Source organism: Actinoplanes siamensis, from assembly GCF_016862395.1.
Lineage (GTDB): Bacteria > Actinomycetota > Actinomycetes > Mycobacteriales > Micromonosporaceae > Actinoplanes > Actinoplanes siamensis.
On sequence record NZ_BOMW01000064.1, the window covers coordinates 52,601 to 76,494 of the forward strand.

Below are 23,894 nucleotides of genomic sequence, written 5' to 3' on the forward strand. Positions count from 1 at the left end.
CGGGCATACGAAGCGACCGCCTGTCCGATGGGCCGGGCGGTCGCTTCGTGTTTCCGGTCAGCGCTCCTCGATGGCCAATCCGGCGACGAGTGGCTGGGACTCCGCGGGGACCGCCTCCCGCTGCGCGGCCACCGGCCTCTTCCTCGGGTTGGACCAGCGCCGGGTGATGGGGCGCTCGATCAAGGAGTACAGCGCCCAGGACGCGAGGATCGAGACGCCGAGGCCGAGCACCAGCATGGCCGCGGCCTGTGGCCCGGTGTAGAGCTTGCTGCCGAGCAACTTCCACAGGCCTTCCAGCACGGTGAAGTGCACGAGATAGAAGGCGAACGAGATGTCGCCGAGCCAGACCGTCACCTTGTTGCGGAAGACGGTGAAGCGGCGGTCCCGGTCCGCGATGGCGCCGGCCGCGATGAGAATGGCGGCCGGGATGACGCAGACGGCACGCGACGAGTAGATGTACGGCGTGAAATAGCCGAGCACGTAGCTGGCGACCAGCAGGGCGCCGGCCCAGACCATACCGATGTTGCGCCAGCGTCCCGTCATCACCGAGCGGGCCACCAGGATGCCGAGGGCGAAGTCCAGGATCCGCGGGAACGGCAGGATGTACGAATAGAAGTACTGGTTCACCGAGGTCTCGGGCTCCATGGGCATGAACACGGATTTGGCCGGGGCGAGATGGGTGGACAGGAACGGCGTGGCGATGATGCCCAGGCCGACGATCGCGACCCAGAGATTGATGCGGTTGACCGGGATCTTCTTGATCAGGCGGAGCAGCAGCGGGAAGGACAGATAGAAGACCGCCTCGACCGCCAGGGACCAGCCGGCCGGGTTCACGCCGAAGTTGATGGAGAAGTCCGGGTAGTAGACCTGGAGCATGAAGAAGTTGAGCAGCCCGATCTTCATGTCGGTGCGAGGTGCCGCGAAGACCACCATGGCCAGCACCCAGACCACCAGATAGTTCGGGACGATCTTGAGGAACCGGCGGCGCCAGAAGCGTGGCGCGGTGTCCGTGTCCCGAGCCGACCAGGTCAGCACGAAGCCGCTGAGCACGAAGAAGAAGCTGACACCGAGCGCGCCCGCGTGGTGCACGGAGCGGTAGTAGTCGTGCACGTTCTCGGGGCTGAGCCAGTTCAGGCCCAGGTAGCCGAGCAACGCCGCGTGGTAGAGAAACACCACGAACGCGGCGGGAAAACGCAGCCCGGTCAGCGTGTTGAGGCGAATGACCCGGGAGCGCACTGTCGCACTCATTCGGTCTGTGGACACGTATCTACTCCTCAGGAAATGTGGGTCCGGATAAGCGTAAGTTACCCGACCCTTCCCGCTGTTGCGGGGGTGGATTTATCCGGTTACTGCCAGCACCATCGGAGCGACCAACAGGTTGCGACGGGCGGAGGTGGCGTCCAGCGATTCCCGATTCGTTGTGGATTCCTCGAAGAATTCATCGCAACACCGCATACCGCTACCGCGACGGAGGCGTCGCGGGCTCGCCGTCCAGGGGCAGAATCTGTGCGCCGGCTTGAGACGGGTCGCCCGCGACGGCTGGTCGTACGTGATCCTCGACGGCAAGCTCTAGCGTCACCGCCGTGCTGAAACTGGTCAGCCGCCGAGCTCGAGCTGTCCTCCCTGGCCGACTCACGCTACGAAAGTGCAGGCCACGGTATGGAGAACTGGATCAAGCAGCCCGCGGATGGCAAACCGCTTGCTCTCGACAATCGGGCCTATAGCCCACTCCTGCGCGGCCCGCGGTGGCAGGACAAACCCGGCTTCGCGATCTGATGGACCGCTGGAAACCCTGCGTCACACCACCGTCAGCCCGCGCCGGACCGGCGATGTCGTCGCCGCTGCACCGCACCTGACGCACTACGAATACAACTACAGATCCGGGCGGTGTCGAGCTCAGTTCAATTGCGGGCTATATACACGGTCAGCATCGACTCGGAGTACTCCGGCATGCGCATCTGCACGCGGTCGAAGACAATCACCCCGGTGTTCGGAAGGGCGAATTTTCGCACATTCTGATAAGGGTCGTCGACCTCGTGCCGGTCCCACAGCTCGGCGAATTTCGGACTCGCCCGGCGCAGCCGTTCCGCGATCCTACCGAATTCCGGGTCGTCCGGGAACTGAATCGACTGTGTCCGGAAGTTGGCGACCAGACCGCGAGCCACTCTTTCGGTGTCGGGATACTTCGCCCGGGTTTCCGCGTCGGTGAAGAACTTCTCCAGACAGTTGTCTCCGCTCGGGTTGAGACGGAACAGGGAGCGTGCGGACCTGTTGGCCAGCTCGATCCGTCCATACCGATCGGTAAGATAGGCGGGGCTGGAGGCCCAGCCCTCGACGAGCGCATGCATGTGCGGTAAATCGCCGTCGCGGCGCTCGCCATCCGCACGCCGAGGCGAATTAAGCCCGGCCAGCCGGAAGAAACACCGCCGCTCGGAGGCGTCCAGCCGCAGGGCATTGCTGATGGCCTGCACGATTTCTTCGGAGACATTGATGTCCCGGCCCTGCTCCAGCCAGGTGTACCAGGACACCCCGACGCCGGCGAGCGCCGCGACCTCCTCCCGGCGCAGTCCGGGCGTGCGTCGTCGCTCGACATTCACCAGACCGACCTCTCCGGGGGAGGTCCGCTCCCGGCGCGTCCGCAGGAAATGCCGCAGCTTCGCTCGTCGGAGAACTCCGGACTCCTGAGGGAGAGCAGTAGCTTGCACGTTTCGGCCTCTCTTCTTATTTCGAGCAGCCCAGGACAGATCTCACTGGCACTGCCGATCGAACGGAAGCGCTCACTCCACACCGACGGACCTGCCCGCCGTCGCCGTCCGGCGTGCAGTCACCCTCGGCATCGATGCGTGCTGGGGGGACCACGGACGGTCCCGTAGCCCTTCCCGGAACTGTCCGTCGAAATGATCACCGGAGCGTCGACGCGGCGAGTGCCCGGCAACCGCCCGGCCGGGGCATCGGCTGCCGGCAGACCGATCTGCTCGTCGTCACTGGGCGCCCGCACCAGGAGAAACCCATCGGTCGGATCACATGCCGGGCTGTTGACGGCGGCCTGCTCCGCGCCGCCGACACTCACATCTGCGACCGCTGCACCACGCTGTGCCGGAGAGATGACTGAGAAAAGACTCATCAGGGTCAGCGCCATGGCCATGGCCACGGCGATCGCGCCGAGGCGCCGCCGATGTTCTTTTCCGGGCATCGTCACTCCGGTCGAGAAGTAGTGCCTCGCGATCAGGTCAACGACGTGCAGAATTTCGCACCGTCGTTCTGCAGACTCTCGAAGTCCGGATCCGTCGCCGTTGCGGCCGTGCTACAGCCCGGGTAACAACTTGATCGTTTTCCGCGGGTCGCCGGACGCCGTATCGCCTACCTTGAAGATCTAATCAGCACCGGCTCGTCAGCCCGAGCAGCGCCGTCGACATGCGACGCTCGGGTGCCTCCACGCCGACCTCCTCCGACAGTTGCACAACCAGACAAGTCGCACTCGGCGATACGACAGTGACCATAGTGGAGCGTCGCGTAACCCTCAATATCGTCTAGATCTCTACCCACTGACCAGGCGCGGAACATCTGGATGCACCATGATCACCGGACACGCCGCCATCCGGAACCCCCGCCGAGGCCACTACGAGGTCGCCACCGAGACGCCAATCCGGCCACGGCTCGCCGCCGCGTTCACCGCACGCGCGCAGGCATCCACAGCCCCGGCTCCGGGAGCCACGGCCGGAACACCCGCCGCTGACCGGCCCGCCAGGACTTCTTCACCGCGGCGACGGCTCGGCGGGTGGCGCGTTCCCCGCCGGCGAAGCCCATCGCGGTGATCCGCCGGTGCACCACATCGGCGCGGATCCGGCCGCCCGAGCGGGCCACCAGCCCTCGATCTTGTCCACGGGGTGTTGACCAGGGACTCTGCTGCCTCGTTGTCCATGGTGACGATGTCGAACTCATCGGTCAGCGACATGATCATGATCCTGTCTGCACCACCAGGCCATCACCTGGCGAAAACGAATAATCCACTCATTCGTTACACAGACCTACCGACACGCTCACACCGCAGGAAGTGGAACAGCAGCATCAAACTACCCGTAGCGGTCCCCGGGCGGGTGTCGTCGTTCAGATCGACCGGAGATATGCCGATCGGGTGAGCGAAGTGCTTGGACAGCGGTTCGGTTGGGGGAGTCGGTGCGCTGGTTCCAGTTCACGATCAGAGCACGTGTCGTGGCCGGCATGGTGGTGATGCTGGTTGTCGCGATGCTGGTAGTGGTCTCATACATCACCAGCCGTAACGCCGCCGACGCGCGACGGACCGGGTTCACGTACGCCGAGGAGGTGGCGCAACGCAACGCCGCCGAAGTCCGGCAGGTGATCCAGACGGGGTTGAGCACCTCCCGCGATCTGGCTCAGATCTTGCAAGCGGCCGCGTCGACCGGCGGTGGCCGGCGTGTCGTAAACGCGCAACTGCGCTCGATCCTCACGGTGCACCCGGAGTTCTTGGGGGTGTGGACCGGTTGGGAACCGAACGCGTTCGACGGCCGCGACCGTCAGTTCCGCAACGCAGACGCCGGACACGACGCGACAGGACGGCTGGTGCCGTACTGGTTCCGCGACAACGGCAAAATCAGCGAGACAGCGCTGGTCGACTACGACAAACCCGGCGCCGGCGACTACTACGGGATCGCCAAGAAAACCGGTCACGAGAAGGTCGTCGAGCCGTACCTCTACAACATCGGCGGTAAAGACACGCTGATCACGTCGATTGCAGTGCCGATCGTCCGCGACGGACGCGTCGTGGGAGTGGCCGGAGTCGACATGTCACTGGCAAGTCTGCAGACACTGGTCGCCGCCATCCGACCATTCGGCACCGGGCACGCCACGCTGATCAGCACGGACGCCGCGGTGGTCGGCGGGGGACAGACACAGCAGGCGGGCAAACCCGCCGACCCGGGCGTCAGCGCGCTGGCGACCACGGCGGTCCGGGCAGGCCACAGCGCCGAGCAGGTGGTCGAACACGATGGTGACGAAACGTTGGAGATCGCCGCACCGGTACAGCTCGGCGCCAGCGACACCTGGTCCCTGGTCGTATCCGTGCCGACCAGCACCATCCTCGCCCAATCCAACACCACCCGCCAGATCAGCATCCTGATCGCCGTCGGAGCCGTGCTCCTGGTCGCGCTGGCGGCCTTCCTACTCGCAGGCACCATCGTGCGACCCATCCTGCGGCTGCGCGACCGGATGGCAGAAATCGCCGACGGCGACGGCGACCTGACCCAACGCGCCCCGGTCAGCAATGACGAGGCAGGACAACTGGCCGCGGCGTTCAACCGATTCGTCGACAAAGTCGCCACCACCATCCGGGGCATCGGTGAGTCCAGCACCATGCTCACCGGCGCCGCGCAACAACTCGACACGGTCAGCAGACAGCTGCAGTCCGGAGCGGCCGACACCTCGCAGCAGGTCAGCACAGCCAGCTCGGCGAGTGAGCAAGTCAACGCCGGCGTGCAGTCCATCGCCGCCGGCGCGGAACAGATGAGCGCCTCCATCACCGAGATCGCCTCCAACGCCATGCAGGCGGCTCAGGTCGCCGCCCACGCCATGGCAGTGGCCCGAAGCACCAACGGGCAAGTCGCCCAACTCGGAGCTGCCAGCGCCGAGATCGGCGACGTGGTCAAGCTGATCACCAGCATCGCCGAACAGACAAACCTTCTCGCCCTCAACGCCACCATCGAGGCAGCCCGCGCCGGAGAACTCGGCAAAGGCTTCGCCGTCGTCGCCGGCGAGGTCAAAGAACTGGCCCAACAAACCGCGCAAGCAACCCAAGAGATCACCGCGAGGATCGGCGCCATCCAAGCCTCCAGCGCCTCAGCATCAGCCGCGGTCACCGAGATCGCCGAGGTCATCGCCCAGATCAGTGACTACACCACCACCATCGCCTCCGCCGTCGAGCAACAGAGCGCCACCACCAACGAAATGAGCCGCACCGTCACCCAGGCTGCGGCCAACAGCGCAGGAGTCGCCCACACCATCAACGGCGTGGCCCACGTCGCCTCCTCAACCGCAGACAACGCCGGAACAACACAACAAGCCGCCGCCGATCTCTCCAACCTGGCCGCCGCCCTCACCCGCCTCGTCGGAACCTTCCGCTACTGAAAGCGCTGGCGCCGATCCTCACCGCGGATGACGCTCCGTCAACGCCGGCCAGACCGGAGGCGGGCCTACGAATGCTGGCCCGGTACCCGCGGCTGGCCCGGTACCGACCGAGCCCGCTGGTCCAGCGGATCAGCGACGGGTGTCGGTGTAGTGCCGCATGGCCGCGCCGAGGAACTCGACCATCCGGGGGTGGTAGGAGGTGTGCCAGGTGCGCATGCCCTCGTCCTCGGCGTAGAGCAGGGCCATCCCGAGGTAGGCGTCCATGCTCGGGGTGTAGAACCGGCTGACGACGGCGTGGTGCCGGGCGATCAGTTCCTGGACCGCCTCGTCGCGCGGCTGGGCGCCGGCGGTGATGGCGGCGGCGATCTCGCCGTACAGCTCGTGCCAGTCGCGGTGGACCTGGTCCTTGTCGACGTGCGCCCAGTCGGCGGTCGCGGCGAGGCTCGCGGCCTGCTCGTCGGCGAGCGCGCGGCGGCAGCGGTCGGCATCCTCGGCGGCGATCGTGGAAATACTCATCTGTGGTGTCATGCCCTGTCGTGAGGGGTACGGATCCGCCGCCCGGCCGGTGGGCGCGAACGGCAGCGAACCCTCGCACGCCCGCCCGGCCCCGGTAAAACGATTTTCGCTGCTGCGAGGCCGGACGGCGCGCGAACTGACCACCCGCTCCCTCAGCCCGGACGGCGCTGGCTGACCGCCGGTGCGATCGGGTAGCCGGTCGCGGCCACCCCCGTGCGAACCGCGGCGAGGCTCGACTCCGGATTCAGTGCCCGGACCACGTCGTCGGTGAGCGGCCGCAGCGCCGCGACGTGCGCCACCGCGTCCCGGTCGATCTCGGCCTCGTGGTAGCCACTGGCGAAGTCAACGTACTCGTCGACGATGTCGTCACACAGGATGCTGAGCCGGTCGGTGCCGTCCGGGCTGATGTCGTAGGGGCCGCGGGACGGCGGGAACGTGATGCCGACGCCGGCGTGCCAGCGTTCGTCGGTGGTCCGCCGCCACAGCACCGCTGTCGCGATCAGGTCGTCGCCGTCGCAGAACGCCGGCTCGGTGACATGTCCGGCGAACTCCGGCGGCAGCCCGTCGAGCAGTCCCGGCCAGAGCGCCGTTTCGTCGCTGGCGGCATAGGGCGACATCGCGGACTCGTGGTCGAACAGCCGGATGAACACGCCCGCCTCGCCGAAGACGATGGTGTACTCGCCGCCGCCGCCGTTGCTCATCAGCGCTGCTTCGTCGTCACCCCAGGCGGTGTAGCTGTAGTACTCGTACCCGGTGCCCTGGATCAACTCCAGGACGGCCAGGGCCCGGCACCGGTCGCGCAGCACCGGAATCGAGGGCAGCCGGCCGGCGATGTCGTAGACGTTCACCGGATGACCTTACGAGCGCGCTCAACAAGTCACGATCGCGGTACCCGGCCCAGAGCTCCCGCAACGCGGGACGCAGTTGGCCGGCCGGGCGCGCCCGAGCGAGGCGAGCGGAATGCGTGCAGGCGGGGCTGCGCCGACAAGTCAGGCGACTACCCGCACGAGGATCGCGTCGCCGGCGGCCGCCGCGGCGGCGAAGAGGTCCGCGACCGCACGTGCGTCCTGCACGACGATCTCCACGATCTCGTCAGACAGTTCCGGCAGGTAGAACTCTGCCGCGAGCGCGACCCGACAACGTTGAGCCCACTCCTCGATCGGAGAGTTAGCCAGAAGATCCGATATTTCCCGTACGTCGTCAGCCCCGACCATTGACGTCATGAGGTCGGCATTCCACCTGGACGGCCATAGGAGCCTCGATGCCGGGTGCTCCGGCGCCGCGAGCTTCACCAGCGCCGGGACCATTTCGCCGAAGGCTTCCGCCCCTGCGAGCAGCCCGGCCTCGACCGCTTCCGGATAGCCCTCTTCGGCAAAGTGCGGCGCAAGCGCCCGGACTTCTGCCATCGAGCCGGGCGTCACGAAACCTTCCTCACTGACGCGCCGCCAGAAAACGTCCACACCTCCCATGACCACAGAATCTATCTGTTGTCCGCCGGTGAGGCGCCCGGGTCGCGGGTCCACCGGCTTGCTCTAATACCGCAATCCGCGTGCCCGGCTGGAGAAGGGCGGCGGACCAACCATCAAGATCGTCAAGAGCCGCGGGATCCGGAGTCCACAGAGGACGCGACGATCGGATCGGGGCTCGGCCGCCACCCCTGTCGACGCGACTTCATCAATCTTCTGCCGAGCTCACTTCGCGCCTCCGCGGCGGTGCTGGAAGCATTTCGATCAGGATGGCGCTGCCGGCCGGGGTGCGGCGTCACGGCGCCCGGGCCCGGAGCAGGGGCAACGCCGCTTCCTCAGGTCCGTTGTGGTCCACGGTCTTCCGTCCGGCACGGCCTGCGGATCGCTGCGCCGGCGGCACGGTGCGCCGGGCGGTGAGGAGCCTGCCGGGCATGCGCCGCCTAATGCTTCATCGACAGCAAGCCTTGACTTTGTTGGCCTCGTCACGTACGCATGAAATCACGTACCTTTCATAGAAAGCCATCTTCGCGGTTTCAACTCTTCAGTGCTCTGACAGCCAAGGGCAGCCCAGGTGCTGTGATTCCACACAAGCGGTCGACGGCATTGAGCCGGGGGCACATCTCAGCCGCAGCCTGCTGGTGTCGGCGCTTTCTGAAAGGACCCTCTTTGGGTTCGAATCCAAGGATCCCTACGGGTCAGCCTGTGCAGGAGCAACGGGTATCCCGGCGATCTGTCTTGCGGGGCGCACACGCATCGGCCGCGACAACCGGAGACAACTTCCGGCGCCGATCACGAACCGGCAAGGTCATTCGCGGGCTGACCCGGCACCGAGGAGAGGAACGGCATGCCCTCACACCACCGACGTCACGGCCGGCTATCGCGCCGCCGTATCGCCGCTGTGACCACCGGTCTCATCGGCGCCACAATGCTGCCCGGTCAGGTGGCCTCCGCCGCCGACACGCAGACAGCCACGGTCACCGCGACCCAGGCCTTCGTCCAGGCCGACGAGGGCGAGCTGGCGACCGTCACCCTCGTTCTGGGTACCAGCGACAACAAGCCTCTGGCTCGTCCGGCCGCACTGACGTACCGGACGGGAACCGGCACGGCCACCGCCGGCAGCGACTACACGACCACGGCCGGCACGGTCACCTTCGCCGCTGACAGCACTCCCGGGGCTCACCGGACGATCCGTATCCCGGTCCGCCGCGACCGCGGCGCCGAGACCGCCGAGACGATCCCCGTCGCCCTCGGCGCCGGCACGACCGGCGTCACCGCCGGTGCCGCCCCGACGGTGATCATCAACGCCAACGGCCTGCCCTACCTCGACCGGCGGCTCAGCACCGAGCGGCGGGTCGCGGACCTGCTGAACCGGATGAGCCCGGAGGACAAGATCGGCCAGATGACCCAGGCCGAACGCGCCGCGGTCACCGACGACACCGCCAAGGTCGCCGCGTGGCGGCTCGGCTCGGTGCTCTCCGGCGGCGGCTCCGTGCCGTCCCCGAACACCCCGGCCGCCTGGGTGAACATGGTCAACACGTTCCAGCGGGCGGCGCTGTCCACTCCACTGCAGATTCCGATCATCTACGGCGTCGACGCCGTCCACGGCCACGGCAACGTCTACGGCGCCACCGTCTTCCCGCAGAACATCGGCCTGGGCGCCAGCCGCGACCCGAAACTCGTCGAGCAGGTCTATCACGCCACCGCCGCCGAGGTCCGTGCCACCGGTGTCCCGTGGGACTTCGCCCCCTGCGTCTGCGTCACTCGCGACGAACGCTGGGGCCGGTCCTACGAATCCTTCGGCGAAGACCCGAAGCTGGTCACCCGGATGACCACCGCGGTCACCGGGCTGCAGGGCCGCCGCGGCGCGCAGCTGGCCGACCCGGACCGCGTCCTCGCGACGATCAAGCACTACGCCGGCGACGGCAACACCAGCTACGGCACCGGCGACAGCGGCTATCCCATCGACCAAGGTGTCACCACCATCAGCCGTACCGATTTCGCCCGCTCCATCCTCCCGCCGTACGTCGCCGGCGTGCACGCCGGCGCGGGCAGCGTGATGCCGTCGTTCTCCAGCATCGACTGGACCGAGGACGGGGTCGGCAACCCGATCAAGATGCACGCCAACAAGGAATTGGTCACCGGCACCTTGAAGGGCAAGCTCGGCTTCGGGGGGTTCGTGATCACCGATTGGGAAGGCATCCACCAGATCCCCGACCCGGCCGCGACCGGCGACACGCCTCTGCCGACCGCTGGGCAGGTGCGTACCGCCGTCAACGCCGGCATCGACATGTTCATGGAACCGAACACCGCCGAGCGCTTCGAAACCCTGCTCAAGGCCGAGGTAACGGCCGGGCGGGTCAGCCTGACCCGGATCAACGACGCCGTGTCCAGGATCCTGACCAGCAAGTTCCAGCTCGGCCTGTTCGACAAGCCGTTCGCGACGACCGACCACATCGACCGGGTCGGCAGCACCGCGCACCGGGCGCTGGCCCGCGAGGCCGTCGCCAAGTCACAGGTGCTGCTGAAGAACACCGGCAACCTGCTACCGCTGCGCTCGAACGCGAAGATCTACGTGACCGGCCGCAACGCCGACAACATCGGCAACCAAGCCGGCGGCTGGACCCTCGACTGGCAGGGCCGCTCCGGCGACACCATCCCCGGCACCACCATCCTCGACGGCATCCGCCAGGACGCCCCGCACGCCCAGATCACCTACAGCGCCGACGCCTCCGCACCCATCGGCAAGAACGACATCGGCATCGTCGTGGTGGGGGAGACCCCGTACGCCGAAGGCTACGGCGACGTCGGCGGCCCCGCCTGGCCGTGGGGCACCGACGCGCAGAAGGAGAGCAAGTCGCTCACCCTGCAGCCGGCCGACAAAGCCGCGATCGACAAAGTCTGCGACGCCGTCACCAAATGTGTGGTCCTGGTCGTCTCCGGCCGCCCGCAGATCATCACCGACCAGCTCGGCAAGATCGACGCCCTGGTCGCCTCCTGGCTGCCCGGCAGCGAAGGCGCCGGCGTCGCCGACACCCTGTTCGGCAGGCGCCCGTTCACCGGCAAGCTGCCGGTGACCTGGCCGGCCACCACGCAGCAGGTACCCATCGACATCGGTGACCGCCACTACCAGCCGCTCTACCCGTACGACTGGGGACTGCGCACCGGCACCAACCGCGATCACTGATCACCGGCCCCTCGGCACCACCACGCGACCGAACGTCCGACACCGCAGCGCGACCACCACAGCATCCGCATCCAGGCAACGGCACCGCACGACCGGGGCGGTTACCCGGGATCAGGCGCCGTGGTGGTCGCGCCGGTTCGCCGGGCGACACAGCGACCGCGCCAGCCGTGTCGCCGTTGGCGAGACCGACTCAGGCTGCCGGCCGGGGCGGTCAGGCGGCGCCGCGCATGCCGATACCGCGTGGCACGTCCTGCGACCGTCGCCAGCGCCAGGCCGTACAAGAACAATTGCCCACGCCGAGCGTGCGCTCGATCCCGCACGGCGATCCACCACGGGTTGCGGACCGTGTGAACATTTCTCGGTCCCGTGACCAAACAAGGGTGTGATCATCGCGAGCCGTACGGCCTACAAGCCGGATCCACCGCCCGATCCCAGCGACGACATGGGGCGCCTGTTCGAGTTGCACGCCGACGAACTGCACCGCTACCTCGCCCGGCGCACCGGCTGCGCCGCCGACGACCTGGTCGGGGACACGTTCGTGGCCGCGCTGGGCAGCCGGGGCACCTTCGATGCGCGGCGCGGCACCCAACGCGCCTGGCTGTACGGCATCGCCACCAACCTGGCCAACAACCATCTGCGCCGCCGCGCCCGGGAGAACGCCGCCGTCGGCCGGGCGGCCGAAACGGATCACGCCGACGGCCCGGAGAGCCGGGTCGTGGACCGGGTCGACGCCCAGGTGCGCGCGGCCCAACTGGCCCGGGCCATCGCCGCGCTGCCCGACGCCGACCGCGACGTGCTGCTGCTGAGCAGCTGGTCCGGCCTCACCCAGCAGGAGGTCGCCGACGCGCTCGGCATCCCGGCCGGAACCGTCCGGTCCCGGCTGCACCGCGTACGGCGCCAATTGCGCTCGGCCGCGCCCCAGATCACCGTCGAGGAGGACATCCGTGTGGACCGATGAGGAATTGGATCAGGCGCTGGCCGATCAGCCGGCCGGGCCGGGGTTCTCGGCCGAAGCGCGCGCCCGGGCACTGAGCCGGCTGCGCCAGGCCGACGCCGTGGTGGTACCGCTGGTCGCATCGGCCCGACGGCGTACTGCCTGGTGGTGGGCCGCGGCCGCCGCGGTGGTCATCCTTGCCGGAGTCGCGCTCGGCGCCACCACCGGACGGGCGCCGGCCGCCACCGCCGCGGCAGTCGCCCAGCTGGACCAGGCCTCCGCGGCGACCACCGGCACCTCGGCCGGACCGGGACGGTACTTCTACACCGCCACCCGCGAGTGGGCGCTCGGCGCGGCGCAGACGAGCAAGGGCAACCCGCTGGCCCAACTGCAGGAGACGCTGTACGAGACGTGGATCCCGCACGACCGCAGCGGCGACTGGATCAAGATCACGACGGTCACCGGCCGTACCCGATGGCTCATCGGCGACGACGACCTCGCCCGCCGTGAAGGCGACGGCGGGCTGCGCAGCCGGCCGACGGTCACCCGGGAGCACGGCCCGTGCGGCGACTACCCGAGCGCGAACGGCGAGCTCGGGACGGCTCCCGCTCCGGCCGTGCCGTGCGACCGGCGCCCGGGTGACTGGTACACGCCCACGCCCGCCTTCCTCGCCGGCCTGCCGGACGACCCGGAGCAACTGTACGAGCGGCTGCGGACCGACGCCGCCGATCTGGGACCGGCCGAAATGCTGCGAATGGCCGGCGGCGTGCTGACCTGCGAGGCTGCGGGACAGCTGCGATCCAGCGTCTACCGAGCCCTGATGTTGATGCCGGGACTCGACGTCACCACCGGGGCGGTCGATCTCGACGGCCGCCACGGCGTCGCCCTGGGCGTCACCACCGGCGCCACCCGGCAGGAGATCGTCATCGACCCGCGGACCGGCCTCTACCTGGGGGAGCGGCTGGTGCTGGCCCAGCCCGGCAGCGGCATGTGGCAGGGGTTGCCCACCGGAACGGTCGCCGACTACACGGCGGTGACCACCGGCACCGTGGCCGGCCCGGCGGATCGCATCTCCGGCGCCTGACGCAGCGCTGGCCGAGACGGCTACAGGGCGATGGTCGGGCACGCGAGGCAGTGGCCCGATCGGCGCCCTCGGCCTGATGGAAGGTGGTCGGGGCGGCGTCTTGCCCAGCGTAGGCGCCCTGGTCACCCGATTGCCGCCTTCGCCGTGATGTGAACATTCACCAGCACTGCGCCGATTCGGCCTGCCGCCCGCCGGTAGGGGGTTGGCACCACCTGCTGACATAGACATCTGTCGTTTGACGTATGACGTTGTGAGCGTTAACTTCACTGTCACATGGCGATCGTTCCCGGCTGCCGGTGCGGCAGTTGTTCGACCGCGGCGGGTCCGCCGTTCCCCGATCCTCTGGAGTTCCTCGATGCCTCCGCATTCACTCAGCCGACGTCACCTGTTGCAGGCCGCCGGCGCCGGCGCCGTCTTCTCCGCCATCGGCGGGCCCGGCGTCCTCCCGGCGACGCCGGCGTTCGCCGCGACGCTCCCGCCCGCCCGGGCGGACTTCGGCGTCGCCGCCTATCCGTTCGACCTCGGCCAGGTGCGGCTGACCGCCGGCCGGTTCCAGGACAACGAGAACCGCACCCTGAACTACCTGCGGTTCGTCGACGTCAACCGGCTGCTGTACGTGTTCCGCGCCAACCACCGGCTGTCCACCAACGGCGCCGCCGCCAACGGTGGCTGGGACGCCCCCAACTTCCCGTTCCGCAGCCACATGCAGGGCCACTTCCTGACCGCGTGGGCCCAGGCGTACGCGGTGCTCGGCGACACGACGTGCCGCGACAAGGCCAACACCATGGTCGCCGAACTGGCCAAGTGCCAGGCCAACAACGGCGCCGCCGGGTTCAACGCGGGCTACCTGTCCGGCTTCCCCGAGTCCGACATCACCGCCCTCGAGAACGGCTCGGCCGTCGCCGTGTCGTACTACTGCATCCACAAGACCCTCGCCGGCCTGCTCGACGTCTGGCGCTACATCGGCAACACCCAGGCCCGCGACGTCCTGCTCAGCTTCGCCGGCTGGGTCGACTGGCGCACCGGTCGGCTGAGCTACAACCAGATGCAGTCGGTGCTGAACACCGAGTTCGGCGGCATGAACGCGGTGCTCACCGACCTCTACCAGCAGACCGGCGACGCCCGGTGGCTCACCACCGCCAAGCGGTTCGACCACACGGCGATCTTCGACCCCCTCGCCGCCAACCAGGACCAGCTCAACGGCAAGCACGCCAACACCAACCTGCCGAAGCTGGTGGGCGCCGCGCGCGAGTACAAGGCCACCGGGACCACGCGCTACCGCGACATCGCCGGCAACTCCTGGAACATGATCACGTCGGCGCACACGTACGTGATCGGCGGCAACAGCCAGGCCGAGCACTTCAAGGCACCCAACGCGATCGCCGGCTACCTCACCAACGACACCTGCGAGCACTGCAACACGTACAACATGCTGAAGTTGACCCGGGAGCTGTGGCTGCTCGACCCGAACCGGACCGACTACTTCGACTACTACGAGCGGGCGCTGCTCAACCATCTGATCGGCGCCCAGAACCCGGCGGACTCGCACGGGCACATCACCTACTTCACCCCACTCAAGGCGGGCGGCCGGCGAGGCGTCGGACCGGCCTGGGGCGGCGGCACGTGGTCCACCGACTACAACAGCTTCTGGTGCTGCCAGGGCACCGGGATCGAGACCAACACCAAGCTGGCCGACTCGATCTACTTCTACAACGACACCACGCTGACCGTGAACCTGTACGTGCCGTCCGTGCTCAACTGGACCCAGCGCGGGATAACCGTCACGCAGACCACGACGTACCCGGTCAGCGACACCACGACGCTGACGCTGAGCGGCTCGATGAGCGGCTCGTGGAGCATCCGGGTGCGCATCCCGTCGTGGACGTCGAACCCGGTGATCAGCGTCAACGGCGCCGTCCAGACCGTGACGGCGACCCCGGGCAGCTACGTCACCGTCACCCGCACCTGGGCGGCCGGCGACACCCTCACCCTGCAACTGCCGATGCGGGTGATCATGAAGGCGGCCAACGACAACCCCAACCTCCAGGCCATCACGTACGGGCCGGCGGTGCTGTGCGGCAACTACGGCAACACCACCGTCTCGGCCACGCCGACGCTGACTCCCTCGTCGATCACCCGCACCAGCGGCAGCAGCCTCGCCTTCACCGCGACCGCCAACGGCACCACCGTGAACATCGGCCCGTTCCACGACGCCCAGAACTTCAACTACGTCGTCTACTGGAACGCGACCGGGACCGGCACCGGCGGCGAGCCGGTCTACAAGCTCATCAACGTCGGCACCGGCCTGGTCGTGGGCGTGCAGAACATGTCCACCGCCGACGGCGGGCTCGCGGTCGGCTGGGGCGACACCGGCACCGCCGACCACAACTGGGTCCGGGTCACCGACGGCTCCGCGGTCCGGTTCCGCAACGTCAACAGCGGCAAGGTCCTCGGCGTCGACAGCATGTCCACCGCCGACAACGCCAAGGTCCTGCAGTGGAGCGACAACGGCACCGCCGACCACCGCTGGACCCTGGTGGCCAACAGCGACGGCTCCTACCGCATCCGCAACGTCAACAGCGGCAAGGTCCTTGCCCTGCTCAACGGGGGCAGCGCGTGGGGCACCCAGGTCGTCCAGGAATCCGACAACGGCAGCGCCGACAACAATTGGCGCCTCGTCCAGGTCGGCTGAGGAGAGGGTGGCCCACGTGCCGAACACCACGTCCAACCCCGCCCCGGCGGCGTGGCGCGGGCGGCTCGTCGCGTGCCTCGCGATCACCGTACTGACCGTCGCGGCGGCCGTCCTGGCGATCCTGGCGCCGCCGTCCGCGTACGCCGCGGACAACCCCTACCAGCGCGGGCCCGACCCGACGGTGGCGAGTGTGGCGGCCACCCGCGGCACGTTCGCCACCGCGCAGCTGACAGTGCCGGCCGGTAACGGATTCGGCGGGGGATACATCTACTATCCGACCGACACCGGCCACGGCACCTGGGGCGCGGTGGCGATCGTGCCCGGCTACTCGGCGCTGTTCGCCGACGAGGAAGCGTGGATGGGGCCGTGGCTGGCCTCGTTCGGGTTCGTGGTCATCGGCGTCGAGACCATCACCCGCTCGGACGGCGCCGACGCCCGTGCCACCGAGCTGCTGGCCGCGCTGGACTACCTGACGCAGCGCAGCGCCGTCCGCGACCGGGTCGATCCCACCAGGCTGGCGGTGATGGGCCACTCGGCGGGTGGGGCCGGGACGATCCTCGCCGCCGAGCGCCGCCCCTCGCTGAAGGCCGCGGTCGGGCTCGCGCCCGGCACGCCGGGCACCCTGAGCCTGGCCACCGACAAGGTGCCGATGATGGTCATCGGCGGGCAGACCGACCCGACCGTGACCCCGGCCTACCTGGACAACCTGTATGCCGGCATGCCCACGACGACGCCCAGCGACTTCGTGCAGATCGCCGGCGCCGACCACCTGTTCTTCACCCGGGCCAACAACACGGAGATGAAGGTCCTGATCCCGTGGCTGAAGATCTTCCTGGACAACGACACCCGGTACACCCAGTTCCTGTGCCCGTCGCTCGCCGACCCGAGCGGCATCTCGCTGTACCGCAGCAAGTGCCCCTACCTGCCGCCCGGCACCACGTCCCCGTCGCCCCCGTCGCCCTCGCCCTCGTCACCGTCGCAGTCCGTCAGCCCGTCCACTCCGGTCACCGGGTGCACGGCCGGTTACCGGACGGTCGGCTCGTGGCCGGGCGGATTCCAGGGTGAGGTCACGGTCACCGCGGGCAGTGCGGCGATCAGCGGGTGGACCGTGGGCTGGACGCTCGGCAGCGGCCAGACCATCACCCAGCTGTGGAACGGCGCGCTGACCACCAGCGGCTCGGCGGTGACCGTCCGCAACGCCTCGTACAGCGGTTCCGTCCCGGCCGGCGGCTCGGTCGTCTTCGGGTTCCTGGCCAACGGCACTCCGTCCGCCCCGGTGCTCGCGTGCGCCAGCCGATAGATACAGGCCCAAAATGGTTATCAGCGAATCCGCCATGCCATTTCGGCCTGCGGTCCGAGGGCTTACATATCGACGAGCGACATTTTAACTAACGGTCGGCCTGGCGCTGGCTTGGCGCCACGTCACAGACGCTATGGGGAGGAACCGGATGCGCCGAATACTGCTCGCCGCCTTGTTGGCACTCGCCGGGACCGTCGCGGTTCAGGCACCGGCGCGTGCCGACACCACGCAGTTCCGCGGAGTGAACTGGGCCGACCAGCGGGACAACTTCGTCAACGGGGTGCTCTACGTGTCCGGCCTCGGCCCGAGCGACACGTACGCCTCCGCGTCCGTCGTGGCCGACCGGGTGGTCGGCCAGCTGTACGCGATCACCGGCGCCAACACCGTCCGCATGCCGATCAACGAGCCGACCGTGACGACGTACTGGAACACCTACACCGGCGCCGTCGACCAGGCGCTCACCAAGGGCAAGGTGATCCTGGCGTACTGGGCCTACTCCGGCGGCCGGCCGGCGAACACCGCCGCCTACGACCAGATGTGGGACACCGTCGTGGCCCGGTACGCCGGCAACAGCAACGCCTACTTCGAAGTCATCAACGAGCCGTACGGCTACTCCACAACGGACCTGAACAACTTCTACAACTCCTGGCTGGCCCGGCACCCGGACGTACCTCGCGGCCGGGTGATCCTGGACGGCGCCGGCCTCGCCCAGAACGTCGCCGCGGTCGGCCAGGACAGCCGGCTGAACTCGACCCTGCTCGCCGTCCACGACTACTCGTTCTTCGCCGGGTACGAGGACGAGACGTCGTGGGCGAACCACATCGCGAGCTCCATCGGCGGGTACGCGTCGCGGACCGTGGCCACCGAGTGGGGCGGCCCGATGAGCCCCGGCAGCAAGAACGGGGTCTCCTACGACACCATCGACTACAACATCCCGAGCGGCTCGTTCTTCGCCGACTACGTCCGCGGGGTCAGCGGCAAGCTGCGCGAGCTCGGCGTCGGCGGGGTCTACTGGCCCGGCCTGCGCGACGGCGACTGGTACAGCCTGACCCGGCGCACCGGCAGCGGATCCGGCATCGAGCTCACCCTGACCAACCCGTCCGGGCTCAACCGGCTGCAGTACTCGTGGGGCATCGGCACCGGCGGCACCACCACGGTTCGCATCGTGAACGCCGCCACCGGCAGGTACGCCGACGGACTGGGCCGCGCGACGGCCGGCAGCGACCTCGCTCAGGGAACGGGCAGCACGAGCTCGGACCAGCAATGGGTCGTCGAGAACTCCGGCAGCTATGTCCGGATCAGGAACGTGAACACCGGCCTGTACTTCGACGGCATGGGCCGCGCCGCCAACGGCAGCGCGGCCGGACAGTACAGCGGCTCCACCAGCGCCAACCAGCAGTGGACCGTGCTCACCGACGCGAACAACGTGCGGCTGCGCAACCGGGCCACCGGCCTCTACCTGGACGGGATGGGGCGGACGGCGAACGGCGCGAGCGCCGGTCAGTACGCCGACTCCACGAGCGCGAACCAGCGTTGGCGGATCGTCGCCGCGGGATGAGGCGAGAGGAGCGGCACATGCACGCTGTGCACGGCCGGGAAATCGCTGCTCCCGGCGAGCCCGTCGACCGCCGGCCGGAATCGACAACCGGCCGCCGATGATTGCGTGGAGCCGGGCCCGATCACCGCGGACGATGCCGGCCTGGCCCCGGCGTGGTCGCCTCCTCCGGCCCACAGGTCTCAGTCGCTGGAGAGGTCCCGGTGGGTCGCCCGGACGGCAGCCGGAATCGCCGCGCCGGTCCAGGCCGGTACGTACAGCAGCGCCTCGATGTTGCCGGCGGAGGCCATCGCGAACTCGGCCTCAACCTGCCCATCATCAGGGAGTGCCCGAGCCGGCGCTGCACACCGGTCAGCGGCATCCGGTCGGAGATCGGGTGCGCGGCCTGAGTGTGCCGCAGATCTTCGGCGGCCCCTCCGACCAGCGCAGCCCGGTCGCGACCAGGGTGATCACCAGCGGACGCCAGAACACAGGAGTGGCCTCGACCAGGCGCGGTCGGTGATTCGTGCCCCTGGACTCATACCGGACCTCACGGCGCTTCAGTGTCCGTCGCGGATGATCGGCGTCGATCATTGCCTGTTCGGTCGACCTCGTATCGGCGGACCCGCGTCGCTCGTTGGCAGGGCGTACCGTCGATACAGGTGGCCGGGACTTGCGGCCCGGCCGCCACCCCCTGACCGCAAGCAGGGACGTGCCGTGGACACCATCACCTTCGGCGACAAGCTGCGCGAACTCCGGACCGCGCGGCAACTCACGCTGCGCCAGCTCGCAGACCGGAGCCACTACTCCCGGAGCAAACTCAGCAACTGGGAGCACAACCGGCTCCCTCTGCCGAGCGAGGGCGAGGCGGCCAAGCTCGACAGCATCCTCGACGGCGACGGGGCGTTGGTCGCAACCTTGCGCACGCCCGGGCTCAACGGCGCCGGCGAACGCATCGCTTACGTCGCGAAGCATCCCCGGGCGGTCGACACGGTCGCCGTCGGCGTGCTGCATGACACCTTGGCCGGCATGCGGCAGTTGGAGGACCGGTTCGGCGCCGATCGGCTCCTCGTCATGACGGCCGAGCCGGTGCGCCTGGTCGAGAAACTCGCCGATGAGGCTGTCGGCGACATCCGCCCGGCAGTGGTCGACCTCGCCGGGCAGTGGGCGCAGTTTGCCGGTTGGCTCCGGGCGGCCGCCGGGAAGCACGGTCAGGCCCACGAGTGGTATCTACGGGCGCTGGAGTACGCGGAGGAGGTCGATGCGACCTCGGTCCTGCCGACCGGCCGGGAGCTGATCGCCACGTCCCTGTCGATGCGCGGACACTTGGCGTGGTCGCAGCGCAAGCCCGGACCGACGGTGGGCCTATCGGCGGCGGCTGCGAAGAACAGTCGGTCGCCGGGCATCCGGGCGATGGCCTGCCAGCAGGGCGCGCGTGGGCATGCCCTGCTTGGCGAAGCGGTCCAAGCCGACCAGCTGCTCGATCTGGCGCAGGCGGCAATGGCCGACGCGCAGCAGCACCCCGAGAAGGAGCCGCCTTGGATCTACTTCTACTCGCCGGGTTACCTGCAGATGCAGCGGGGTCTGGTGGCGTCGTTGCTGGGGCGTCGGGAGAAGGCGATCGAGGAGCTGACCGCGGGCCTGAAGGCGGCTGGCGACGACGTGGCCGGCGCCGAATTCGGCGCGAAGTACAAGCTGGCGCTGGCCTCGGCGCACCTGGCGGGAGGCAACTGCGACATGGCGCGGAGTCTCCTCGAGGAGGCCCGGGCGACGGCGCTGGCGACCGGGTCGGCAGATCTCGCTGGTGAGGTGGCCGCTCTGGAGGCGCGCTTGTCCGACTGAGCCGGCTTTGTCCATGGACAGGTCGTGGACAGGGATGGTCTCCACTTTCCGCGGTGTCTCGGCGACGATCGGATCAGCGACGGCGGGCGAGGGCTTCCGGGCAGGGAAACCGACCCCGGGACGGTGAGCCCGAGCCCGTCGTCGCCCAGCGCGGCGGGCCGATCGGTCTAGATCAACCATGGGAAATGCCCGGACCTGCCGCGCTGAGCCCTTGGACGCGGCGGAGGAGCGGGCATGCTCACTCAGGAACTCGGCACGGCGACAAGCGCCACCCACAGGCAGGTTCTGCCTATCGGTATCTGCTCGGATCATGCGGTGCCGACGGTGTGGCCGTGCGCGTCGGCGATCGAGCTGCTGGTGCAGCAGTACGGCACCGGCTGGGTGCTTGCCGCGCGCCTCTGGGACCAGTTCGAAGAGGCTGCGCGGCTGTACCCGACCCTCGGCGTGCTGTACCTGCGGGACCTGGTCATCTCGCGGCCGCTCGACGCGATCAAGCACTGGAGCGAGGTGACGACGGTATGAGAATCCCCGGTCAGGCGACGTGCTGGCGATCACCCGCAAAGCGAGCGTGCAGTTCGGCCAGCCGTTCCAGTTCAGGGTTGTCCGGGTGCACGACTTCCGTGAGGTGGAGTCTTCGCTGGTAGTGGCTGGTTTTGGCTCTGTGCTGGTGTCGGCGACGCCATCGTGACCATCGATTGATGAAGTCGCGTCGACAGGGGCGTCGGGGTGGCGGCCGAGCCCTGAACCGCATCCTGGTGTCCTCTGTAGACTACCGATCTCGTGGCTCTTGATGACCTTGATGGCTGGTCCGCCGCCTTCGATGAGTTGATGCTGCGATTGGCGGCCCGGTTCGGGCGGGTGGAGCCACGACGCCGTGCCCGCAAATACGTCCTCGGACTGCTGTCCCCGATCGCTGCCAAGAACAGCTGGACGCTCGCGGAAGCAGCCGGCGACCAGAGCCCTGACGGCATGCCGACACCGTAGACCGGCCCACCGACATCGCGCCCCGCCCTGTGGACAACCGTCCCCAGGGCGGGGCGCTTCGTCGTGTCCGGACTACGCGCCCCCGCCGGCGACTCGCACCACCGGGTGCCCACAGGGGAGCGCCACGTACACCATGCTCGTCGCCGCCATCACGCCGTCGCGCAGGTCGAACTCCAACGGCTCAGCGTTCACCGCGGCGATCGGCACGTCGCAGGCCGGGCACGGGTCGCCCTCCGCCGGGCCAGCTGCCGCCCACGGATGGTGATCCGGGCGGGCCGCGGCCTGGACCTGGCGGACCCGGGCCACCTCAGCGGCGTGCTCCGCGGCAGTCTGCTCCTCGTGGTGTCGCGGCTTGATCACAGCGTCTCCCAGGGTCGTGTCGCCGGCGCGGCGTACCGCCGCAGCTCCATCACCTCGTCGCTCTGATCCTCGCGTGGGATCGCGGTCAGCACATCCGCCGCCGCCATCGCCAAGGTGTGCACGTTCCACGGCACGGTCCGGATCGCCTCCAGTGCCAGCGCCGCGCCGCCGGACACGAACCCGGCGCGGGCCACGCTCAGCGCGTAGTAGATCCGGGACTCGGCCAGCCACAGCGGCGTCCGGGCCAGCGCCGTCTCGGTCTCCGCCCGGGCCCGCTCCGCACCCTGGGCGTCCCCGGCCCGCGCCTCCACGAACACGTCGAAGTTCGCGGCCCGCGCGGCCGGCCCGGTCGGACCGTCATCCGGCAGGTCACCGACCAGCGCGCGCATCGCCCGCACCTGCTCGCGCCCGCCGTCGACGTTCCCGGTCATCGCGTGCACCCCGGCCAGCGCGCCCCTGGCCTCGAACCCGCCGAGCGTCGGCCGGCCGGTGACCGCGAGGGCCTCCTCGGCCAGCTCGGTGACGCGCTTGCGGCTCATGCCCTCGTACACGCCGCGGGACGCGGACCGGCCCAGGACGTACGTCTCGATCTCCGGGTCGCCGGACTTGCGGGCCAGCGCCGACGCGGTGTGGTACCAGCCCATCGCGGAGCCGTAGCGGCCCTGGTTGCCCTGCCACAGGCCGTAGAGCAGGGACAGCATCGCCGCGGCGCGAACATCGTCGGAGCGGCTCCGGTCGGCGAGGGCCTTGCGCACGACGAGCAGCTTCGCGCCGACGGTGGCCCCGAATTCCTCGTCGGGCACGAGGACCAGGCGGCGCTGCATCTCGGAGATCGTCGAGTCCCAGTCCTCCGGCTGCTCCATCGCCCCGATGAGCCCGAAGCGCAGGACCTCGTCCAGGGTTGCGCGGTTGGTGGTGGCGGTAACGCTGGTGACGGCGCTGAGCATCCAGGCGATTGCCTCGCGGCGTTGCATGGCGGCCCCTCCTTCCCCCTCGACGAGGGCCTGAAGGGCGCCGTTGGCGCCCAGCGCCTTGTCGAGGGCCTCGGCGTGGTGCGGCCGGATCGGGCGTTTGCCGCGCTCCAGCATGCTGATCAGGGTGCGGTCCATCCCTGCCCGCTTGGCGAGCCCGGCGAGCGAGTAGCCGGCTGCGTCCCTCAAGCGTCGCAGGGTGCCGCCCGGTGTCGCGTCTGCGTCGTCAACACCTGTCAACACCACGTCACCGCCTTTGTGCGCTGGTGTCCCTCACGGTAGGGCTGGTGAGGTGGGTGGCGCTGCCCCTTGTCCCTCGATCGACACCGCGAAAACGTCATCAGGTGTCAACAGCGGCATACGCCGCAGCCGGTTGCGGGGCGGCAATATCGGATCAGCGACGGCGGGCGAGGGCTTCCGGGCAGGGAAACCGACCCCGGGACTGTGGGCCTGAGCCCGTCGTCGCCCAGCGCGGCGGGCCGGTCGATCTGGATCAACCGTGGAAAATGCCCGGACTCGCCGCGCTGAGCCCTTGGACGCGGCGGAGGAGCGGGCATGCTCACTCAGGAACTCGGCACAGCGACAAGCGCCACCCACAGGCAGGTCCTGCCCACCGGCGTCTGCTCGGACCATGCGGCGCCGACGGTGTGGCCGTGCGCGTCGGCGATCGAGCTGCTGGTGCAGCGGTACGGCACCGGCTGGGTGCTAGCCGCGCACCTCTGGGACCAGTTCGAAGAGGCCGCGCGGCTGTACCCGACCCTCGGCGTGCTGTACCTGCGAGACCTGGTCATCTCCCGACCGCTCGACGCGGTGCAGAAGTGGCTGAACGAGGACCGCCGCCCCGGCCGGCGCCGCGAGGCCGCGTGACCATGGGCGACTTCATCGC

Annotated in this window: 21 protein-coding genes and 1 pseudogene; 13 read left to right on the forward strand and 9 right to left on the reverse strand. The window is 68.9% G+C overall.

Going from position 1 to position 23,894, the window contains the following annotated elements:
- Nucleotides 1-57: 57 nt before the first annotated feature.
- The 4 genes and pseudogenes from Asi03nite_RS30125 to Asi03nite_RS30140 all read right to left on the reverse strand — a co-directional run.
- A complete protein-coding gene (locus Asi03nite_RS30125) occupies nt 58-1,263 on the reverse strand; it encodes an acyltransferase family protein (RefSeq protein ID WP_203683880.1) in 1,206 nt (401 codons plus the stop codon).
- 638 nt (nt 1,264-1,901) lie between these two features.
- Nucleotides 1,902-2,705: a helix-turn-helix transcriptional regulator gene (locus tag Asi03nite_RS30130; RefSeq protein WP_203683881.1), complete on the reverse strand. Its 804-nt coding sequence runs from the start codon at nt 2,703-2,705 to the stop codon at nt 1,902-1,904.
- A 119-nt stretch (nt 2,706-2,824) separates the two neighbouring features.
- A complete protein-coding gene (locus Asi03nite_RS30135) occupies nt 2,825-3,193 on the reverse strand; it encodes a hypothetical protein (RefSeq protein ID WP_203683882.1) in 369 nt (122 codons plus the stop codon).
- A 494-nt stretch (nt 3,194-3,687) separates the two neighbouring features.
- Nucleotides 3,688-3,864, reverse strand: a pseudogene (locus Asi03nite_RS30140) (IS21 family transposase); the annotation flags it as partial.
- Between the two features lie 357 nt (nt 3,865-4,221).
- On the opposite strand from Asi03nite_RS30140, the gene Asi03nite_RS38135 reads away from it, so the two are divergent.
- Complete coding sequence (locus tag Asi03nite_RS38135) at nt 4,222-6,141, forward strand: methyl-accepting chemotaxis protein (RefSeq protein WP_239103036.1); 1,920 nt, start codon at nt 4,222-4,224, stop codon at nt 6,139-6,141.
- 129 nt (nt 6,142-6,270) lie between these two features.
- Here the strand turns inward: Asi03nite_RS38135 and Asi03nite_RS30150 are convergent, their stop codons facing one another.
- The 3 genes from Asi03nite_RS30150 to Asi03nite_RS30160 all read right to left on the reverse strand — a co-directional run bounded on the left by Asi03nite_RS30150 (nt 6,271) and on the right by Asi03nite_RS30160 (nt 8,126).
- Nucleotides 6,271-6,657 carry a TipAS antibiotic-recognition domain-containing protein gene (locus Asi03nite_RS30150; RefSeq protein WP_203683884.1) on the reverse strand — a complete coding sequence of 129 codons (387 nt, stop codon included), beginning with the start codon at nt 6,655-6,657 and terminating at the stop codon, nt 6,271-6,273.
- A 152-nt stretch (nt 6,658-6,809) separates the two neighbouring features.
- Nucleotides 6,810-7,505, reverse strand: a complete 696-nt coding sequence (locus Asi03nite_RS30155) for a hypothetical protein (RefSeq protein WP_203683885.1) — start codon at nt 7,503-7,505, stop codon at nt 6,810-6,812.
- Between the two features lie 141 nt (nt 7,506-7,646).
- Nucleotides 7,647-8,126, reverse strand: coding sequence for a hypothetical protein (locus Asi03nite_RS30160; protein WP_203683886.1), 480 nt, complete (start codon nt 8,124-8,126; stop codon nt 7,647-7,649).
- An 895-nt stretch (nt 8,127-9,021) separates the two neighbouring features.
- On the opposite strand from Asi03nite_RS30160, the gene Asi03nite_RS30165 reads away from it, so the two are divergent.
- The 11 genes from Asi03nite_RS30165 (at nt 9,022) to Asi03nite_RS30215 (ending at nt 21,677) form a co-directional block, all read left to right on the forward strand.
- Nucleotides 9,022-11,307 carry a glycoside hydrolase family 3 N-terminal domain-containing protein gene (locus tag Asi03nite_RS30165; RefSeq protein ID WP_203683887.1) on the forward strand — a complete coding sequence of 762 codons (2,286 nt, stop codon included), beginning with the start codon at nt 9,022-9,024 and terminating at the stop codon, nt 11,305-11,307.
- Between the two features lie 382 nt (nt 11,308-11,689).
- Nucleotides 11,690-12,265 (forward strand): RNA polymerase sigma factor, encoded by a 576-nt coding sequence (locus Asi03nite_RS30170; RefSeq protein ID WP_203683888.1) that lies wholly within the window; start codon nt 11,690-11,692, stop codon nt 12,263-12,265.
- Complete coding sequence (locus Asi03nite_RS30175) at nt 12,252-13,325, forward strand: CU044_5270 family protein (protein ID WP_203683889.1); 1,074 nt, start codon at nt 12,252-12,254, stop codon at nt 13,323-13,325. Before Asi03nite_RS30170 ends, Asi03nite_RS30175 begins: the two co-directional genes overlap by 14 nt.
- Nucleotides 13,326-13,680: 355 nt before the next feature.
- Nucleotides 13,681-16,017: a beta-L-arabinofuranosidase domain-containing protein gene (locus tag Asi03nite_RS30180; RefSeq protein WP_203683890.1), complete on the forward strand. Its 2,337-nt coding sequence runs from the start codon at nt 13,681-13,683 to the stop codon at nt 16,015-16,017.
- 16 nt (nt 16,018-16,033) lie between these two features.
- Nucleotides 16,034-17,317, forward strand: a complete 1,284-nt coding sequence (locus tag Asi03nite_RS30185) for a poly(ethylene terephthalate) hydrolase family protein (RefSeq protein ID WP_203683891.1) — start codon at nt 16,034-16,036, stop codon at nt 17,315-17,317.
- A 148-nt stretch (nt 17,318-17,465) separates the two neighbouring features.
- A complete protein-coding gene (locus Asi03nite_RS30190) occupies nt 17,466-18,875 on the forward strand; it encodes an RICIN domain-containing protein (RefSeq protein ID WP_239103037.1) in 1,410 nt (469 codons plus the stop codon).
- Nucleotides 18,876-19,197: 322 nt separating this feature from the next.
- Entirely contained in the window at nt 19,198-19,374 is a 177-nt protein-coding gene (locus Asi03nite_RS30195; RefSeq protein WP_203683893.1) for a hypothetical protein, read from the forward strand.
- A gap of 194 nt (nt 19,375-19,568) precedes the next feature.
- Nucleotides 19,569-20,693: a helix-turn-helix domain-containing protein gene (locus Asi03nite_RS30200; RefSeq protein ID WP_203683894.1), complete on the forward strand. Its 1,125-nt coding sequence runs from the start codon at nt 19,569-19,571 to the stop codon at nt 20,691-20,693.
- 234 nt (nt 20,694-20,927) lie between these two features.
- On the forward strand, nt 20,928-21,215 hold the full coding sequence (locus tag Asi03nite_RS30205) for a hypothetical protein (protein WP_203683895.1): 288 nt from the start codon (nt 20,928-20,930) through the stop codon (nt 21,213-21,215).
- 19 nt (nt 21,216-21,234) lie between these two features.
- Complete coding sequence (locus tag Asi03nite_RS30210) at nt 21,235-21,381, forward strand: hypothetical protein (RefSeq protein ID WP_203683896.1); 147 nt, start codon at nt 21,235-21,237, stop codon at nt 21,379-21,381.
- Nucleotides 21,382-21,473: 92 nt separating this feature from the next.
- Complete coding sequence (locus tag Asi03nite_RS30215; protein ID WP_203683897.1) at nt 21,474-21,677, forward strand: hypothetical protein; 204 nt, start codon at nt 21,474-21,476, stop codon at nt 21,675-21,677.
- Between the two features lie 72 nt (nt 21,678-21,749).
- Here Asi03nite_RS30215 and Asi03nite_RS30220 read toward each other — a convergent pair whose 3' ends face one another.
- Together Asi03nite_RS30220 and Asi03nite_RS30225 are read right to left on the reverse strand one after the other, a co-directional pair.
- Nucleotides 21,750-22,037: a hypothetical protein gene (locus tag Asi03nite_RS30220; protein WP_203683898.1), complete on the reverse strand. Its 288-nt coding sequence runs from the start codon at nt 22,035-22,037 to the stop codon at nt 21,750-21,752.
- Nucleotides 22,034-23,254 carry a helix-turn-helix domain-containing protein gene (locus Asi03nite_RS30225; protein ID WP_307834038.1) on the reverse strand — a complete coding sequence of 407 codons (1,221 nt, stop codon included), beginning with the start codon at nt 23,252-23,254 and terminating at the stop codon, nt 22,034-22,036. The genes Asi03nite_RS30220 and Asi03nite_RS30225 overlap by 4 nt, the downstream gene beginning before the upstream one ends.
- 309 nt (nt 23,255-23,563) lie before the next feature.
- On the opposite strand from Asi03nite_RS30225, the gene Asi03nite_RS30230 reads away from it, so the two are divergent.
- Entirely contained in the window at nt 23,564-23,875 is a 312-nt protein-coding gene (locus tag Asi03nite_RS30230) for a hypothetical protein (RefSeq protein ID WP_203683900.1), read from the forward strand.
- Nucleotides 23,876-23,894: the final 19 nt, after the last annotated feature.

Coding starts and splice junctions, on each gene's coding strand:
- Asi03nite_RS30135 (WP_203683882.1), bottom strand. CDS start 3,193: ATGCCCGGAAAAGAACATCGGCGGCGCCTCGGCGCGATCGCCGTGGCC.
- Asi03nite_RS38135 (WP_239103036.1), top strand. CDS start 4,222: ATGGTGGTGATGCTGGTTGTCGCGATGCTGGTAGTGGTCTCATACATC.
- Asi03nite_RS30150 (WP_203683884.1), bottom strand. CDS start 6,657: ATGAGTATTTCCACGATCGCCGCCGAGGATGCCGACCGCTGCCGCCGC.
- Asi03nite_RS30160 (WP_203683886.1), bottom strand. CDS start 8,126: ATGGGAGGTGTGGACGTTTTCTGGCGGCGCGTCAGTGAGGAAGGTTTC.
- Asi03nite_RS30180 (WP_203683890.1), top strand. CDS start 13,681: ATGCCTCCGCATTCACTCAGCCGACGTCACCTGTTGCAGGCCGCCGGC.
- Asi03nite_RS30190 (WP_239103037.1), top strand. CDS start 17,466: ATGCGCCGAATACTGCTCGCCGCCTTGTTGGCACTCGCCGGGACCGTC.
- Asi03nite_RS30205 (WP_203683895.1), top strand. CDS start 20,928: ATGCTCACTCAGGAACTCGGCACGGCGACAAGCGCCACCCACAGGCAG.
- Asi03nite_RS30230 (WP_203683900.1), top strand. CDS start 23,564: ATGCTCACTCAGGAACTCGGCACAGCGACAAGCGCCACCCACAGGCAG.